This is a genomic window from Rhizorhabdus argentea, from assembly GCF_037861105.1.
Classification (GTDB): Bacteria; Pseudomonadota; Alphaproteobacteria; order Sphingomonadales; family Sphingomonadaceae; genus Rhizorhabdus; species Rhizorhabdus argentea.
This window is the reverse complement of sequence record NZ_JBANFK010000027.1, coordinates 32,366-47,036: the sequence shown is the minus strand read 5'-3', so window position 1 is coordinate 47,036 and position 14,671 is coordinate 32,366. Positions and strand designations below refer to the sequence as shown.

Annotated in this window: 12 protein-coding genes; 3 read left to right on the top strand and 9 right to left on the bottom strand. The window is 60.8% G+C overall.

Annotated elements, in window-relative coordinates; all coding sequences use genetic code 11:
- Positions 1 to 286: 286 nt before the first annotated feature.
- The 5 genes from AAC645_RS18170 to AAC645_RS18150 form a co-directional block, all read right to left on the bottom strand.
- Positions 287 to 1,348: a TauD/TfdA dioxygenase family protein gene (locus tag AAC645_RS18170; protein WP_340317996.1), complete on the bottom strand. Its 1,062-nt coding sequence runs from the start codon at positions 1,346 to 1,348 to the stop codon at positions 287 to 289.
- Between the two features lie 382 nt (positions 1,349 to 1,730).
- Positions 1,731 to 2,732 carry an LLM class flavin-dependent oxidoreductase gene (locus AAC645_RS18165; protein WP_340317995.1) on the bottom strand — a complete coding sequence of 334 codons (1,002 nt, stop codon included), beginning with the start codon at positions 2,730 to 2,732 and terminating at the stop codon, positions 1,731 to 1,733.
- A gap of 428 nt (positions 2,733 to 3,160) precedes the next feature.
- Positions 3,161 to 3,826, bottom strand: coding sequence for an NADPH-dependent F420 reductase (npdG, locus tag AAC645_RS18160; RefSeq protein ID WP_340317994.1), 666 nt, complete (start codon positions 3,824 to 3,826; stop codon positions 3,161 to 3,163).
- A complete protein-coding gene (cofH, locus tag AAC645_RS18155) occupies positions 3,816 to 6,233 on the bottom strand; it encodes a 5-amino-6-(D-ribitylamino)uracil--L-tyrosine 4-hydroxyphenyl transferase CofH (RefSeq protein WP_340317993.1) in 2,418 nt (805 codons plus the stop codon). The genes npdG and cofH overlap by 11 nt, the downstream gene beginning before the upstream one ends.
- Before the next feature lie 13 nt (positions 6,234 to 6,246).
- On the bottom strand, positions 6,247 to 7,665 hold the full coding sequence (locus tag AAC645_RS18150) for an FAD-dependent oxidoreductase (protein ID WP_340317992.1): 1,419 nt from the start codon (positions 7,663 to 7,665) through the stop codon (positions 6,247 to 6,249).
- 706 nt (positions 7,666 to 8,371) lie between these two features.
- On the opposite strand from AAC645_RS18150, the gene AAC645_RS18145 reads away from it, so the two are divergent.
- The 3 genes from AAC645_RS18145 to AAC645_RS18135 all read left to right on the top strand — a co-directional run bounded on the left by AAC645_RS18145 (position 8,372) and on the right by AAC645_RS18135 (position 10,579).
- The gene (locus AAC645_RS18145; RefSeq protein WP_340317991.1) at positions 8,372 to 9,055 is read left to right on the top strand and encodes a TetR/AcrR family transcriptional regulator; all 684 of its coding nucleotides are present in this window, start codon (positions 8,372 to 8,374) and stop codon (positions 9,053 to 9,055) included.
- A 183-nt stretch (positions 9,056 to 9,238) separates the two neighbouring features.
- Positions 9,239 to 10,174 carry a TauD/TfdA dioxygenase family protein gene (locus AAC645_RS18140; RefSeq protein ID WP_340317990.1) on the top strand — a complete coding sequence of 312 codons (936 nt, stop codon included), beginning with the start codon at positions 9,239 to 9,241 and terminating at the stop codon, positions 10,172 to 10,174.
- Between the two features lie 72 nt (positions 10,175 to 10,246).
- The gene (locus tag AAC645_RS18135; RefSeq protein ID WP_340317989.1) at positions 10,247 to 10,579 is read left to right on the top strand and encodes a DUF4286 family protein; all 333 of its coding nucleotides are present in this window, start codon (positions 10,247 to 10,249) and stop codon (positions 10,577 to 10,579) included.
- Positions 10,580 to 10,636: 57 nt separating this feature from the next.
- Here the strand turns inward: AAC645_RS18135 and AAC645_RS18130 are convergent, their stop codons facing one another.
- The 4 genes from AAC645_RS18130 to AAC645_RS18115 all read right to left on the bottom strand — a co-directional run bounded on the left by AAC645_RS18130 (position 10,637) and on the right by AAC645_RS18115 (position 14,602).
- Positions 10,637 to 10,774 (bottom strand): hypothetical protein, encoded by a 138-nt coding sequence (locus AAC645_RS18130; protein WP_340317988.1) that lies wholly within the window; start codon positions 10,772 to 10,774, stop codon positions 10,637 to 10,639.
- Between the two features lie 94 nt (positions 10,775 to 10,868).
- A complete protein-coding gene (locus AAC645_RS18125) occupies positions 10,869 to 12,515 on the bottom strand; it encodes an AMP-binding protein (protein WP_340317987.1) in 1,647 nt (548 codons plus the stop codon).
- The gene (locus tag AAC645_RS18120) at positions 12,508 to 12,972 is read right to left on the bottom strand and encodes a cobalamin B12-binding domain-containing protein (RefSeq protein WP_340317986.1); all 465 of its coding nucleotides are present in this window, start codon (positions 12,970 to 12,972) and stop codon (positions 12,508 to 12,510) included. The genes AAC645_RS18125 and AAC645_RS18120 overlap by 8 nt, the downstream gene beginning before the upstream one ends.
- 1 nt (position 12,973) lies before the next feature.
- The gene (locus AAC645_RS18115) at positions 12,974 to 14,602 is read right to left on the bottom strand and encodes a methylmalonyl-CoA mutase family protein (protein WP_340317985.1); all 1,629 of its coding nucleotides are present in this window, start codon (positions 14,600 to 14,602) and stop codon (positions 12,974 to 12,976) included.
- Positions 14,603 to 14,671: the final 69 nt, after the last annotated feature.

Here is a 14,671-nt window from a genome sequence, read left to right as displayed (position 1 = left end):
TCATCAATCCGATCCGCGCGGCGGAGGGCGAGCCTGTCGGCGGTGAGCGCGACGTCAATGCGGATTGGAACAGCCTGAGCGACCTGACCTTTCTGATCGGCGACAACATTCGGCCAACGTCGTCTGCTGCCAAGAAGGCCCCTGCATCATGAAAACTGTTCTGGTTGTTGGAGCCGCGGGAGGAAGCGGTTCCGGTCGGCCCTGGTGGACAACGTCGGCGAGCTCGATGCTGCCACCTCAAGCGCAACGACCGGCATCATGACATTATCCGCGGTGTGACCCCGTCTCAAAGGATTGCATAGGTGCTTTCGGTCCGACGCTGATCTTCCGGCTTCAGGCGGCCAAGGCCGTAGTCGCCAGCGATATTGGTGCGCTGCATGATCCTCGTCTCGTCGATCGGCGAGCCGAGGCCGCTGTGAAGCATGCGCCAGTTGTCGAACAGAACCATCTCGTCCATTTCCCAGTGATGGATATACTCATGCCCGCCATCGACGATGTGTCTCGCGACCTGCTCGAGCAGCGCGTCTCCCTCTGCGCCGGGCATCTCATAAATTCCTGTTGAGAACCAAGGGGATAGGTTCAAAACCTTCCGGCCGCTTTCCTGTTGAGTGAATACAAGCGGATGGATGACTTCCGGAAATTCATCGAGCCGTGCCTGGATACCTGCATGAAGCGGGGTCATGCGGACGAAGCGCATCTTGTCGACCACTCCGAACTTCTGCTGCGCTGGATCGACATTATATTGATAGACGACGTGCAGATTCTCGATCCGCTCCTTGAGCGACTGCGGAAGCGTATCATAAGCCCAGATCTGATCGATAAAGCCGGTTTCTCCCCAGCGGGTAGGCAATTGGAGAGGGCGAAGGATGCCGCCCCGATTGACCTTGGGCGCATAGATCAGATCGGAATGCCAGGCTTGCGCCAAGCCGCGCCGCTCGCCGCCGACATCGACGATCAATCCCTTGTCGGGCTCGTACGGGATGTTGATCAGCATCCTCTCTTCGGTTTCAACCTCCTTGATCGGATGGGCCATCAGTTCGCCGAAAATCCGACTCAGGGTGAGGTGGGTCTCCTTGCCGGTGAGGCCCTTGAAAACGACGACGCCGGCGGCGTGCCAGAGCGCGCGAAGGTCCTGGTGAACGGATTTATCCGCAAGGCTCGCAGCCGACAATCCTGTCACGACTGCACCGAATGGCATATTCTCGCGGATTGGCGAGACGTCGAAAAGGCCCGATGTCGGGGCGGGTAGCGTGTACTCCACGGCTTCTCTCCTCTGATTATATCTAATATTTTTTTGTAAAAATGAGCAAGTCTCGACTTGTCTATCCGCCGCCAGCGTGGCCGGCATCTGCTCCCGAGTAGCCGGATCGAGGCTGCATTGGTAAAAGGATTTTCCGGTCAGGATGGCAGCGCCCTGTCGTCGACGCTTGCATGATCTAACGAAGTTTATAACAGATTCCTCGCCTGGGAGGATGGGGGTGCGTGGTCGAGATGTTGCGGGAAGAGCGGAGGCGGTCGCGTCCGCGAAGACTGAGATCGCGCATTGACCGGGCCAATGCTAGCCGGAAGCCGCTCAACTTTCGAGGGCGGGCGCCGGATCCCAACTAGGTCGATGATCCCGATATCTCACAGGCCGGCCGCTACGTGTCACAACCCAGGCCCAAAGATCAGGCAACCTGCTGCAGACAAGATGAGCGATGGTCCTCAGGCTGGCGCAGCAGTGCCGATGATCAGGCTGCATCATCTTTGATCAATTCAGGGATTACCTTGGTTCCGATCAGTTCGATGCTTTCCCAGGAGACCTCTGGATCGAGCCCGCCAACCAGCGGCGGAATTATCAAGATCCGACCCAAATCGCGCTGCTCACGCGCAATGGCGAGGCACTCGTCCGGCGTGACGACCAGATAGGTGCCGGACGCGCGGAGCTGCTCGGGGGTTTCGGCGCGTTCGAATTGAGTCACTTGGCCCAGCTTCTCGGCATAGGCGGCATAGGCATTGGTTTCGTACATCGCATGAGGGGCGATCTTCGCCCAGGCGGCGTCCGGATCTTCGGAGACATGGACCAGGCGCGGCCCTCTGGCATTGATAACCCGGCCGGGCGTCTTGCCGAGCTCGACGCAGGCGTCGCGATAGTCCGCAGCGGCCTCTTCCGTATAGATCATCGGAAAATAACCGTGCCCATATCGGGCGGCGCGCTTCGCGGTCGCCTTGACACTGCCACCGATGAACAGCGGCGGACCACCCTCCTGGACGGGGCTGGGCGTCACGCGGATCTTGCGGCCCTCATATTCGAAGGTTTCGCCGGCGAATGCGCGCTGCAGTACTTCCAGCTTGCTGTCAGTGAGCCGGCCGCGTTCCGACAGCGGAACGCCGAACATCTCGAACTCGGCCGGGACATAGCCAAGGCCGATCGTCACATCGAGGCGTCCATTGCTGACGATGTCCACCACCACGCAATCCTCGGCGATACGAACCGGGTCGTGTAGCGGCAGGATTATCGCGCACGGATGTATTCTCATCGTCGACGTGCGGCTTGCCATCGCGGCGCCGAGGATGAGGGGCGAAGGATTGTAGTTGTCATCGCTGCAGTGATGTTCGGGCAGCTGGATCGTGTGAAAGCCTTTCTTGTCGGCCCATGCCACCTGCTCGATCGCCGCCGAGGCCAGATCGACAGATGCTGTAGCGAAGGCGGGGCTTCTCAAGTCGTAACGCAACCATATCTCAAGCATCATCACCCTCCGTGGCCCGGCGCCCGCTATCGCCGACTCCAATGATATTGGCGCGGATCAAGGCGAGCTCGTGTCCTGCCAGGCAAGTCCGCGCGCTCGCGCCCGTTATCCGCGTGGCCCTGCGGGCAGCGTATATCGGTACTTATTCTAATGAATGTTTTAAACAGTAGGGTAAGTCCCCGGTGCCGTCAATCACCCTCGGGAGCGATGCTGGCGCAACGCACGTCGCCCAGCTCCCGGTCGGCTGAAAAGCCGGCCGAACGCCGGGTGTCGGTCGCTCTTCCGATTCTAAAAGGAAGCTGTCGGGTCAGGGTGGTTCGAGCGGCCGGGCGCGATCCGGTTTCCAGATTGAATCCGATCGCGTCCTGCGCCTTTTGATTTGCCGATTTCTGAGCCATCAGGCGATGATTTCGCCTGACCTGGATACTCTCTCAGACGCCCGTGATCCGAATGCCACTGCCCGGCACCTTATAGCGCCGGTTGAGGGCAATGAGGACTGATGTCAGTCCTTCCGCGACAACCGAGTTGGCCAGCACGCCGGCGTTCCAGGCCTTCAGCCCGATCTCCTGGGCAAGTTCGATCACCAGTTCGGCCGCCTCGTTATCGTCGGAGCAGACGAGAACATCACAGTCGACCTCTTCGTCGAGGTTGGTCAAATGATGGGCGGAGATGTTCTGGAACGCCGAAACTACCTTCACGTCGGTGCCGAGAAGCGCCTGGATCGCCTCGACGGCAGAACCTCCGTTCGGCAATTGCACGCGGCTCACCTTGGGCGGGACCAGCGGGACTGTCACGTCGATCAGGATCTTGCCGGCGAGACCCGCCCGGACATCCTCGACAGTCGAGCGTTGCGCGGCATAAGGAACCGCCAGCAAGACTATGTCGGCCTGGGCTGCGGCTGTGGCGTTGTCGGCGCCGCTGACATTGTTGGTCTTCAGAGTTGCGTTCATCGCTTCCGCGGCTTCGGCGGCGCGTTGCGCCGATCGTCCGCCGATGATGACCTTATGGCCCTTATGCGCCCACCGCAGGGCGAGGCCGCCGCCTTCATTGCCGGTCCCACCCAATACAGCGATAGTGCTCGCGCGTTCATTCGGCATGTACAGATATCTCCATTGTCTTGTCCGTCTGGATTTGGCCGGGGCCGCGCACCTTGCGGGGCGGCGTTAGCGCAACCGGCGCCAAGGGGCCGGCTGTCAGGCCTCGCCGGTGGATGTCGTCCTTTACGGCGCCATAGATGGTGTTGCGCTGGCGCGGCGTGCGACCGATCGAGCGGATCAGGTCTTCCATGGCGACCGGCGGCATCTCCTGTCCATGCTGCGTCCCTGCCGCCCGCGAAATGCTCTCGTTCATCAATGTGCCGCCGAGATCATTGGCACCGGCGTTCAGGCAGGCCGATATACCTACAGAACCGAGCTTGACCCAACTCGTCTGAATGTTGGCGATAAGCGGATGCAGTGCGAGGCGGGCCACCGCGTGCATCAGCACGACCTCCCGAAAGGTCGGTCCTGCGCGGGTTTGCCCGCGCACGCCCATCGGGGCCTCCATGTGAACGAAGGGCAGGGGCACAAACTCGGTGAACCCCTGCGTGCGCGCCTGCAACTCTCGGATGCGGAGCAGGTGGCGCGCCCAATGGCGTTCCTCCTCGACATGACCGAACATGATCGTCGCGGTCGTGCGGAAGCCCACACGATGCGCGGTTTCCATCACGTCGAGCCAGGCTTGGGTGTCGAGCTTATCGGGGCAGATCTGTGCGCGGACAGCGTCGTCCAGGATTTCAGCAGCGGTGCCCGGGAGCGTGTTCAGCCCGGCCTCCTTGAGGCGGCGCAGGAATGTGTCGATGGAAACCCCGAGCGTCGCCGCCCCCTGTGTCACCTCCAGCGGCGAAAATGCGTGGATATGCATCCCCGGCACCGCCGCGCGCACCGCGCGGGCCAGCTCGACGTAGGTGTCGCCGGTATAGTGCGGATGGATGCCACCTTGCATGCAAACTTCGGTTGCACCCCGGTCCCAGGCTTCGCCGGCCCGGCGCACCACCTCCTCCATATCGAGGTCATAGGGCTTGCCGCGCAATGCCTCTGACGTGCTGCCCTTCGCAAAGGCGCAGAAACCGCATTTGTAGGTGCAGATGTTGGTATAGTTGATGTTGCGGTTGACGACATAGGTGATCGTGTCGCCATTCACCTGCGATCGCAGCGTGTCCGCCGATCGGCAGATATGTGCGAAGTCGGCATCTCGCGCCTGGAACAACGCAACGATGTCGTCTTCGCCGATACCCTCGCCCGCCATGGAGCGTGCGACGATCGCTGCGATGCGCCCGTCGACGCTGGAGAGGCTGACGATCTCGGGCTGGCGTTTCGGCAAGGAACGCCCCGGTGACCAGGAATCGGCGCGCGCGAAGCCCGACGTATCGGCGGATGCGAGGATATGCCGCGCCATAGATGGATCCTGCCAGCGGGCCAGGCCGCGCGATCCCCATTGTGGATAGGCTGGCAGGCGGGCGACGAGAATACGACCTGCCTGCGCGGTCGCGTTCCGCAAATGCTCAACCTCGGGCCACGGAGCCTCGGGGTTGACGTGGTCCGGCGTCACCGGCGACACGCCGCCCCAATCGTTGATCCCCGCCGCCAGCAATTTCGGGAACTCGTCGGACGACAGATTGGGTGGCGCCTGGATGTTCATCGTCGGCCCGAGCAGAAGCCGGGCGGCCGCGATCGTCCACAACAATTCGTCCATGTCCGGTTCGGCCGCGTCCGCCATCACCGTGCGGGCCTTGGCCCGGAAGTTCTGGACGATGACCTCCTGGATGTGGCCATAGCGCGCATGCAGGTCACGGATGGCTATCAGGGCCTCGACCCGCTCGTCGCGCGTCTCCCCAATGCCGATCAGGATTCCGGTCGTGAACGGAATGGCCAGTTCGCCCGCCAGCCGGATCGTCTCCAGCCGCACGGCCGGAGATTTATCGGGCGAACGGTAATGCGGCCCGCCTTTCTGGCAGAGCCGGTCAGACACGGATTCCAGCATCAATCCCTGCGACGCCGAGACGGTGCGGAGCGCAGCCATCTCCTCCCGATTCATTACCCCGGCATTGACGTGGGGCAGGAGGCCCGTCTCGTCGCGAACTGCCCTGCAGGCATCGACGAGGTAGGACAGGGTGGTTTCATGGCCCAGCTGGGCGAGTTCATCCCGAGCCACCGCGAACCGGAGCTCGGGCTTATCACCCAGCGTGAACAGCGCCTCGGTACAGCCGGCTGCCTTGCCTGCCCGCGCGATCGCCAACACCTGGTCGCGTGTGAGGTACGCAGCTTCGCCCGCTTTGGGCGGCTGGGAAAAGGTACAGTAATGGCACAGGTTGCGGCACAGCTGGGTCAGCGGAATGAACACTTTGGGCGACCAGCTCTGGATGCGGCCATGCCCCTCGTCGCGCAGGCGCACGGCTTCCTCCATCAGCCGGTCGAGTGGGCCGGAGAGCAGATCCGCGATTGGGGTGGGGGGGGGCAAGCGCATCGTCATTCCCTTGCTATGCACACATCTGCTTCAGTGCATGAACTTCGCGCGCTGCGCTTTTGCCCGCCAGGCGACCGAAGGTGAGCGCATTGGCCACGCCCATTCCGCCGCCGATATACCTGCGTCCCATCGTGCAACCGAGAACCTCGCCGGCGGCGTACAAGCCGGGGATAACCAGTCCGTTTATGTCGAGGACATGGCCTTCGGTGTCGATCTCGAGGCCGGCATGGCAGGAGACGATAGTCGATGCCCGGATCTCGACCGCGTAGAATGGACCGGTTCGGATCGGATAGAAGCGCTCGGTCTGCTTGAGGAAATCGGGATCCTCGCCCGCATCGGCGTAGCGGTTATATTGCTCGATGGTGGCTGCCAGGGCGACGGGCTTTATGTCCGCCCGCCGGGCAAGCTCCTCGATGGTGTCGGCGGTCTTGATGCGTCCGGACGCCACATGCTTGCGCAACACGCTGACGCGCCAGCTATCCGGCCCCGGATCGTTGATGTAATGCTTAACAACGATGTCCTCGGCGCATGCCTCCAGCATTGCCGCCTCGTCGAAAATTGCAAAACACCGCATCTCCGGCTGCTCGTTGATCAGATATCCCGAAACGGCATAAGAGGCATCCTCGGCGACGAAGCGACGGCCGTTCCGGTTCACGATCATTGCCCAGTCAGGCAGGAAGGATTCCACATCCTGCATGAGGTTCGAACTGGGAATAAGAAGTCCGTTGTCGATCCCGGTCACGCGAGCACCTGCGCTCTCGCCGAGCACTATTCCGTCGCCCAAGTTGAAGGGGACGTCCTTGTAAAGGGAATAAACTCTGTCGCCATGAGCCGCTGCTGTCGGCCACAGGCGCTCGATCATCTGCGGGCTGTTGCCGAAGCCTCCCGTGGTCAGGATCACGGTCGGAGCGCGCAGGTCCACGCCCTCCGAGCGGATACCTCTTACGCAGCCATCCTCCACGATCAGGCTCGATATACGGGATCCAAGCGCCACTTCAACGCCTTGCGCGCCGGCAGCATTGATCAGCGATTGGACGATCCCGAAGCCGGCTCCCAGTGTCTGGTGGCCGCGCGGGCATCCGCCGACCCCTGACTCCACAATGTGCTCCGGCGCGAAATCGTTGCCGAGCTCGATCAACCAATCGATCATCGACGCGCCGCCTTCGGCCATGATTCGCGCAAGCGCTGGCCTGATCGACCATTGGTTGAGCGTCATCATATATTGGAACATGGCATCGGCCGAGTCTTCGATGCCCGCCGCCCGCTGCACGCTGGTGCCTGCCGCATAGACGACGCCGCTCGACAGGGCGGTCGCGCCTCCAAGTGCCTTGGCCGCCTCAACGAGCATGACCGAAGCGCCGGACTGCGCGGCATGATAAGCTGCAGAAAGGCCCGCACCGCCGCCGCCCACGACAATTACATCAGTGTCCATATCCTAATAGTTCCTATTTTTTAATGTCCACGCGCAGGAACCGCCGCCGGCAAGCCGACGCCGATTACAATATCATACGCTTGGCCAGATCTCCCGATTCACCACTCACTCATATTCCAGTACAGCCGCGTAGCAGCCTCGCCAAGCCGGTGCGATCTGCACACAACCAACTCGAGTCTTCCGGATGCTTGCCTATGATCTAGAACCTATATTGCACGAGAGCACCATAAGAGATTTGGCGTTGGAACCCGTCAAGAAACAAAGGCCCAGGCTCAAGCTCGACTTCGCTCGACATTTCGACCTCTCCTGCCCCTACAATACGAAGTTCCAGCCGTCACGGCTTTCATGCTCCGCTAGTCGAGGAGTTTCAATGTGTATCTTTCTAACAGGGATTAGTTTTAAATTTTGGCTTCAAACCCGTCATGGCGTTTACGGCATCTCCCGATTGTCGCATCAAGCTCCCGCACCAGCTCTCCGGCCTGTTCCTTGCTGCGAGGCACGGTTGTAAGAGGCAATTCCTCCAATAATTGTTAGAAATCCACGACGAACGAGCTAAGGTGGCGAGACTATTTTCTTAAGGGCGGTGGGAATGTCAGAATCTAAGAATGCGGTGGACGATCCGAAGGACGTTCCGGCAACCGGCACAAGGAGAAATCGGCGAACGGCTCCGATCAAGGCTGCTCCAGCTCCTGTATCGGAGGCTGTGGTGGACGCGGCTGTGTGCGCAGACCTGGAGTCGGTTGAGGAGGCTGAGCAGGTTGTTCCAGCCAAGCGCGGGCGTCGGAAGAAGTCAGACCTGAAGCAACGCGCAATCCTCGAAGCTGCGGCCAAGGTCTTCAAGAGCAAGGGCTATGCTCGCGCAACGCTGAGCGAGATCGGGAAGAAGGCCGGGACCTTCGCTGGCAGCATGTATTATCATTTTGCATCGAAGGAAGAGCTGGTCGAGGAGGTTCTCAACCAAGGCACGACGCGTGTTGCGGAGGTGGTTGCCGAGGCGGTTGCGGCCTTGCCCGATGGCTCCTCACATCGAGCCAAGATCAAGGCGGCGTTTCGTGCACACCTGAACCAGATGCTGCTACGCGACGATTTTATCGTCGCCTATTGGAGGATCATCGATCAAGTCCCTACTTCCGTACGTGCTCGTCACCTAAAAAAGCCGCGCGACTATGGGGATTTCTGGCGCACGCTGATCGCCGAAGCCGCCAATGCTGGCGAGATCCGCTCGGACGTGCAGAAAACCATATTGCGGCTCGTGCTGGTCGGCAGCTCGATCTACGCGCTCGATTGGTACTCGCCACGAGGCGAAATGGATCCGGATGACATTGCGGACGCGGTGATAGACATTTTGTTCGATGGTGTCGCGCCGGCCAATCGGCGGGAATCCGACTGATCCGTCCGTCCCGCCGACCTAGGCTCTTGGTCCCGCCGCTGTCTCCTCGGGTTGGGCGTGAATGTCGGCGGTATTAATTCTAAGAACCATTGCATTTACGTCCTGGGTGACTATTCTGCAACGCATTCTTGGATGAGGACGCTGGGCCGATCTATTCGGTTTGGGCGGTGATGGAGAGATGTGATGACGGAAGGACGGCCAGCATCGGAGCTTGAGGTTGTGCCTCTGGAGAGCGTGGGTATCCAAATCGTTGGACTCGATCTGGGGCGGTTGAACGATCCCGCACTGCGCGAAGAACTGTACACGCTGTGGCTGGAACATGGAATCATACTGTTCCGGGGCACGGGGGCTACCAGGGAGCAGCATCTGGAGCTGAGCCGGGTATTCGGACCGCTCGAGGTTCATCCGATTCCAAAGGTCCGCGTGCCGGGGCAGGAGGAGCTGGTCGAAATCAAGGAATCTGGCGGCTACTATATGATCGATGGTCAGCTCGTCGGCGGATTCATCCCATGGCACCAGGACACCTGCTACACGCCGGACATCTGCAAGGGCGCGATCCTGTTTATGGACACGCCCGCCGAGGTGGGAGGGCAGACCGGCTGGATCGACACGGCGAAAGCCTATGATGCACTGCCCAAGGCGCTCCGCGAGCAGGCGGAGGGCAAGGACGTAGTGATGTATGTCCACAACGCCAAACCGGACGGAATGCGCTTCGTTCAGCATGAGCGCTCATTTCGACGACCCACAGCTGAAGAATGGGCGGGCGAGAACCTGTCGATGCCGGACTTTCCGCCGGTGGTGCATCCGCTTGTGGTGACGCACCCGGAGTCGGGTCGCAAGTCGTTGTCCATCAGTCCCTCGAATGTCGATGCGATCTTTGGCATGCCGCGCGAGGAGAGTGAGGCTTTGCTGCGGGCGTTGGTGGAGCATGTACTGAAGCCGGAGTTCCGCTACGTGCACCAGTGGCAAAAAGGCGACATGGTGCTCTGGGACAACCGACGGACACTGCACCAGGCATTTGGATGGCCCGTGGGGATGCCGCGCAAGGCCTTCCGTACGACACTGGAAGGTGGCGTAAAATCGGGTCGTTTCCTGGAAGCTCATGAACGCCAATTTTAGGACGGAGCAGCGACAGTGATGGCTTGGACCGGTCTTCCGGTTCCGTGGAATGGACATTGAGAGGTAAACGGCATGACCAGCTTCAAATTCATAGCCCTGTCAAATCCGGTTGAGGGCCAGGAGCAGGACTATAACGACTGGTACAGCAATCGTCATATACAAGACGTAGTGCAGACGCCGGGATTTGTCAGTGCACAGCGCTTCAAGATCGTTCCCACGCCTAAAGATAACTGTCCGTATAGATATCTGGCGATCTATGAGATCGAGAGCGCCAATGTTGAGGAGGCGATCAAGGCGCTGTTCGAGCGGGGCCTCACTGGTGCGATGCCGATATCGCCGGCGCTCGATACTACGGACCTCTTGTCTGGGGTGTTTGAGGCGATTGAGGGCGCAACCGCTTCTTGATCGCGGACGGCTGAAGCCGCATCTTGGAGGTGCGGCCGGCCATTGCAGCGCCAGGCATCAGCAGAGAAGGCGCATGAGGATCAGGTCGGCGCCAGCTTCGCCATAGGTGCCAACCCGATCGATCGTCTCCGATAGGTGGCGGGGGCGCAGGCTTCGCAGCGCGCCATGATGAGCGTCTCGGACCGCGGCGCGCATCGGTTGCGGCTCTTTCCATGCATCGCGATTAGCAGATCCAGACCCATTATCTATGAGGTCGTATAATGGGTCTGGACCCTCGCTCCTGCCACCTCTAGCCGGCGCTCCCGCTGGTGGGAGAAAGATCGGTTTCATGAGCGAGTGCCAGGAAGCGGTTCTTCAACTCGAACTTTTGAACCTTGCCCGACGTGGTCGTTGGGAAGTCATCCACGAACCACCAATTTTTCGGCATCTTGAACTTTGCGATCCGACTCTGGAGGAACATACGGAGTTCCTGTTCGTCGGCGGAGTGGCCGCCCTTCAGCTTCACCGCAACAGCGATCTGCTCGCCCCAATGGGCGTCGGGAACGCCGAAAACGGCCACGTTGGATATTGCGGGATGGGCGAGCAATTCATCCTCGATCTCGCGCGGGTAGATGTTTTCGCCGCCGCGGATCAGCATGTCCTTCGAGCGCCCGGTGATGGTGAGGTACCGGTCGGTGCGAACCGTGCCGAGATCGCCGGTGTGGAACCAGCCATCTGGATCGATCGCTTCCGCAGTGGCCTGGGCATTGCCATAGTAATCCTGCAGTACACCGGAGCTGCGCAAGCAAATCTCGCCGATCCTGTCGACCGGCAAGGTCTCCCCCGATTGGGGGTCGACGATCTTGACCTCGGTCGGGCCGAGGGGGGCGCCGACGGTCTGCGTCACATGCTCGACGCTGTCGCCACGCTTCGTCTGGCAGATCATGCCGCTCATTTCGGTCTGGCCAAACAGCATGACAAAATCGCAGCCGAACTCGCGCTCGATCCGCTCGACGAGTTCCGGTGCCACGGGCGCTCCACCGCAGGCCAGTACCTTCAAGCTGCTCAGGTCGAGGTCTTGCAGGCTCGGATGCTCGAGGAGCGCAATTGCCATGGTCGGCACAGTCGTCGTAAGAGTCACCCGTTCCTGCTCGATCATCTGCAGCATCACGCCCGGATCGAAGTGCGGCGGCAGGATCATCGTCCCGTGGCTCCATAAAGCGCCCAGCGAGGAGTGGACCGACCCGCCGGTGTGGAACATGGGCACGCAATTCAGCCACACGGCGCCGTCGCCGGGTTCGAAACATTCGGTGGCAAATTTGGAGCTGTTCACAACACCGCGATGACGCATGCGAGCGCCCTTGGGCTTGCCCGTCGTACCTGAAGTGTACTGGATCATGATCGGATCCGCCGGGTGGACCTGCGGCAGCGGGGTTCCCTCCGGCGCGGCATTCATGAAGTCGGCCCAATCGTCCAGGATCAGGATATCTCGCAGCGCGGGCAGCGAAGTCCGGATATCGGCCAACATCGCGAGATGGTCGGATCCTCGGCAATAGCGCACGGTGATGATCCCAACGGCGTTGGAATTCTCCAGAATATAGGCGACCTCCTGCTGCCTGCTCGCAGGGTTGATCGTCACCAGCACGATTCCGGCAAGCGCGGCGCCAAATTCCACGAACCACCATTCAGGAACATTGTGGGCCCAGATTGCCACATGATCGCCCGGCCGGAACTTTGTGAGCAGGCCGCGCGCGGTGCGTTCCGCGCCGTCCAGGATCTCCGCATAGGTCCAGCCACGCTGGACCCCGCTGATCGGGTCGGGGCTCTCCTTGAGCGCCACGCGGTGCGGGACAGTCTTCGCGCATTCGCGCAGCAGATCTCCAACAGTAATCTCAGACACCTCGGCCTGCGGATTGGCGAAGAACTTCGAACTGGGCATAGTGGACTGTTCAACCATCGATTTTCTCTTGATGCCCGTCCGTCTCGCAGGCGTCGCGCCGAGTGACCCGTTCCCTGGTGACCTTCTCGATAAAGGCGACGATGTCCTCGATATCGCTCCCGGGCCCGAAGATTCCCTCGATCCCGAGTTCGTTCAACGCTGGATGGTCGTCCTTATGAACGAGGCCGCCGATCATCAGCGGCACATCCACGCCCTGTGAGCGCATTTCCTTCACTACATCTCGACAATGGTCGACATACGCACCGGAGGAAAAGCTTATGCCGATCAAATCGACATCACGCTGCTTCGCCTGTGCAACGAGATATTCCACGGTCAAGTGCTCACCGAGGAAAGCCACATCCGCACCATATTCATCAAGCCGGCTCGCCAAGGTCCTGATGCCCTTGGTGTGAACGTCCAGGCCCAGCATCCCAAGGCCGACGCGCCCGAGCTTGCGATTGAGGATCACCGCCATGTCAGGTCTCCGAAAGGCCGAAAGGTGAGGTGTAGACGCCGAACGCGTCATAGGCATGTCCGAACCCTTGGCGCAGCGTCCCCCACACTTCGGAGATGGTTGCATCCGCAATGAAGGCGTCGATCATCACCGGGTAAGGGTTGCCACCGTCCCGCGTCACGCGGTGCAGATGCGCCATTGCTTCGTTGACCTTCGACATGTCTCGCTGCGCCCGGAATTTGACGAACCGTTCGACATGATTCTGAATAGAGGCCTTCATCGGCTCGAACCGGGCAAATGGCTTCTCATCGGCCTGCGTGAAGGCATTGAGCCCGACAACCAGCCGCTCCTTGTGCTGAAGCTCGCGGTCGTACTGCACGTTGAAGCGATCCATCTCGCCCTCGAGCCAACCGCTCTCGATCGCTTCGACCAAGCCACGCTTCTCGATCTCCGCAAGCAGCGTCAAGGCCTCCTTCTCGACCGCGTCGGTGAGCGCCTCCACATAATAGCTGCCGCCAAGGGGGTCGGCCACCCGGGCGGCACCGATCTCGTGCGCCAGGATCTGCTGGGTGCGAAGCGCGAGTTCCTTGGCTTCTTTGGTTGGAATGCAAATCGGCTCGTCATAGGTGCAGGTTTCGACCGACTGCACGCCGCCGCAAATCGCGGCGAACGTCTGAAGTGCGCCCCGCGTGATGTTGTTGAGCGGCTGCTGGTAGACCAGCGATTTGCCTGCCGTGTGGCAGGCAATCCGCAGTCTCATGCTGCGCTCATCGGTGGCGCCGAAACGCTCTTTCATCGTGCGCGCCCAGATCCGCCGCAGCGCGCGAAATTTGGCGACTTCCTCGAAGAAGTCCACGTCGGAGGTCGATACCCACGCCATACGGGGCGCGATCTGATCGACCGAAGTGCCCCGTTTGGCGATGTCTTCCAGGCAGGTGTTGACGATCGCCATTCCCACTGCGATCTCGCCCGCCGGAGATACGCCACGCTCGCGGATGTCGTAGGCCTGGGGCAGGCCGAGCGCCCAGCGCGGCGTGTTGGCTGCCGAATATTCCAGGCAGCCGGCGCTCATCCGCAGGGCCATGTTCGGCGGAACGAGCTTCGCGCCCCAGCCTGAGATCACCTGGTGGAAATAATCCGGCATGTGCGAGCCGAGCAGCTGATCCAGTGGCTGACCGCGCTTCTTGTGAACCGCGACGGTGAGAGGATAGACCAGGGAGATCGAGTGCCATGCGAGATCGATCTTGGAGAGATCGATACCTTCCATGAGTCGTTCGCAATCCCGCAGCGTCGGCAGCGACACGCCTTCGATACCGACATCATTGCGGAACAGCGGATGGTCCGGGTCGACAGCCCATTTGGTCGGCACGTCATCGACCACGTTCAGGCCTGAAGCACCGTTCTCGATCGCACGTTCCAAGCCCACCCTTGTATCTTCCGGCGAACCATAACCAACGATCTCACGCATGCTCCACATGCGTGACCGATACATCTCCGGGAACGCGCCTCGCGTGAAAGGATAGGTGCCGGGGGCGGCTGTGATGTCCTCGCGATCCGGGACGTCCTCGGGAGAATAGTGGGATTTGGTTTCGATATTCCCCCAGGTTTTGGTCCTGGAGAGACCTATCGTCGTCAGTTTGTCGTGTAGCATAGGTCTCTTCCTTCGGAATTTTGAGAAGCTTCACGGCCGGTGCGGTGGCGAAGGGCATCCTTAAGCCCA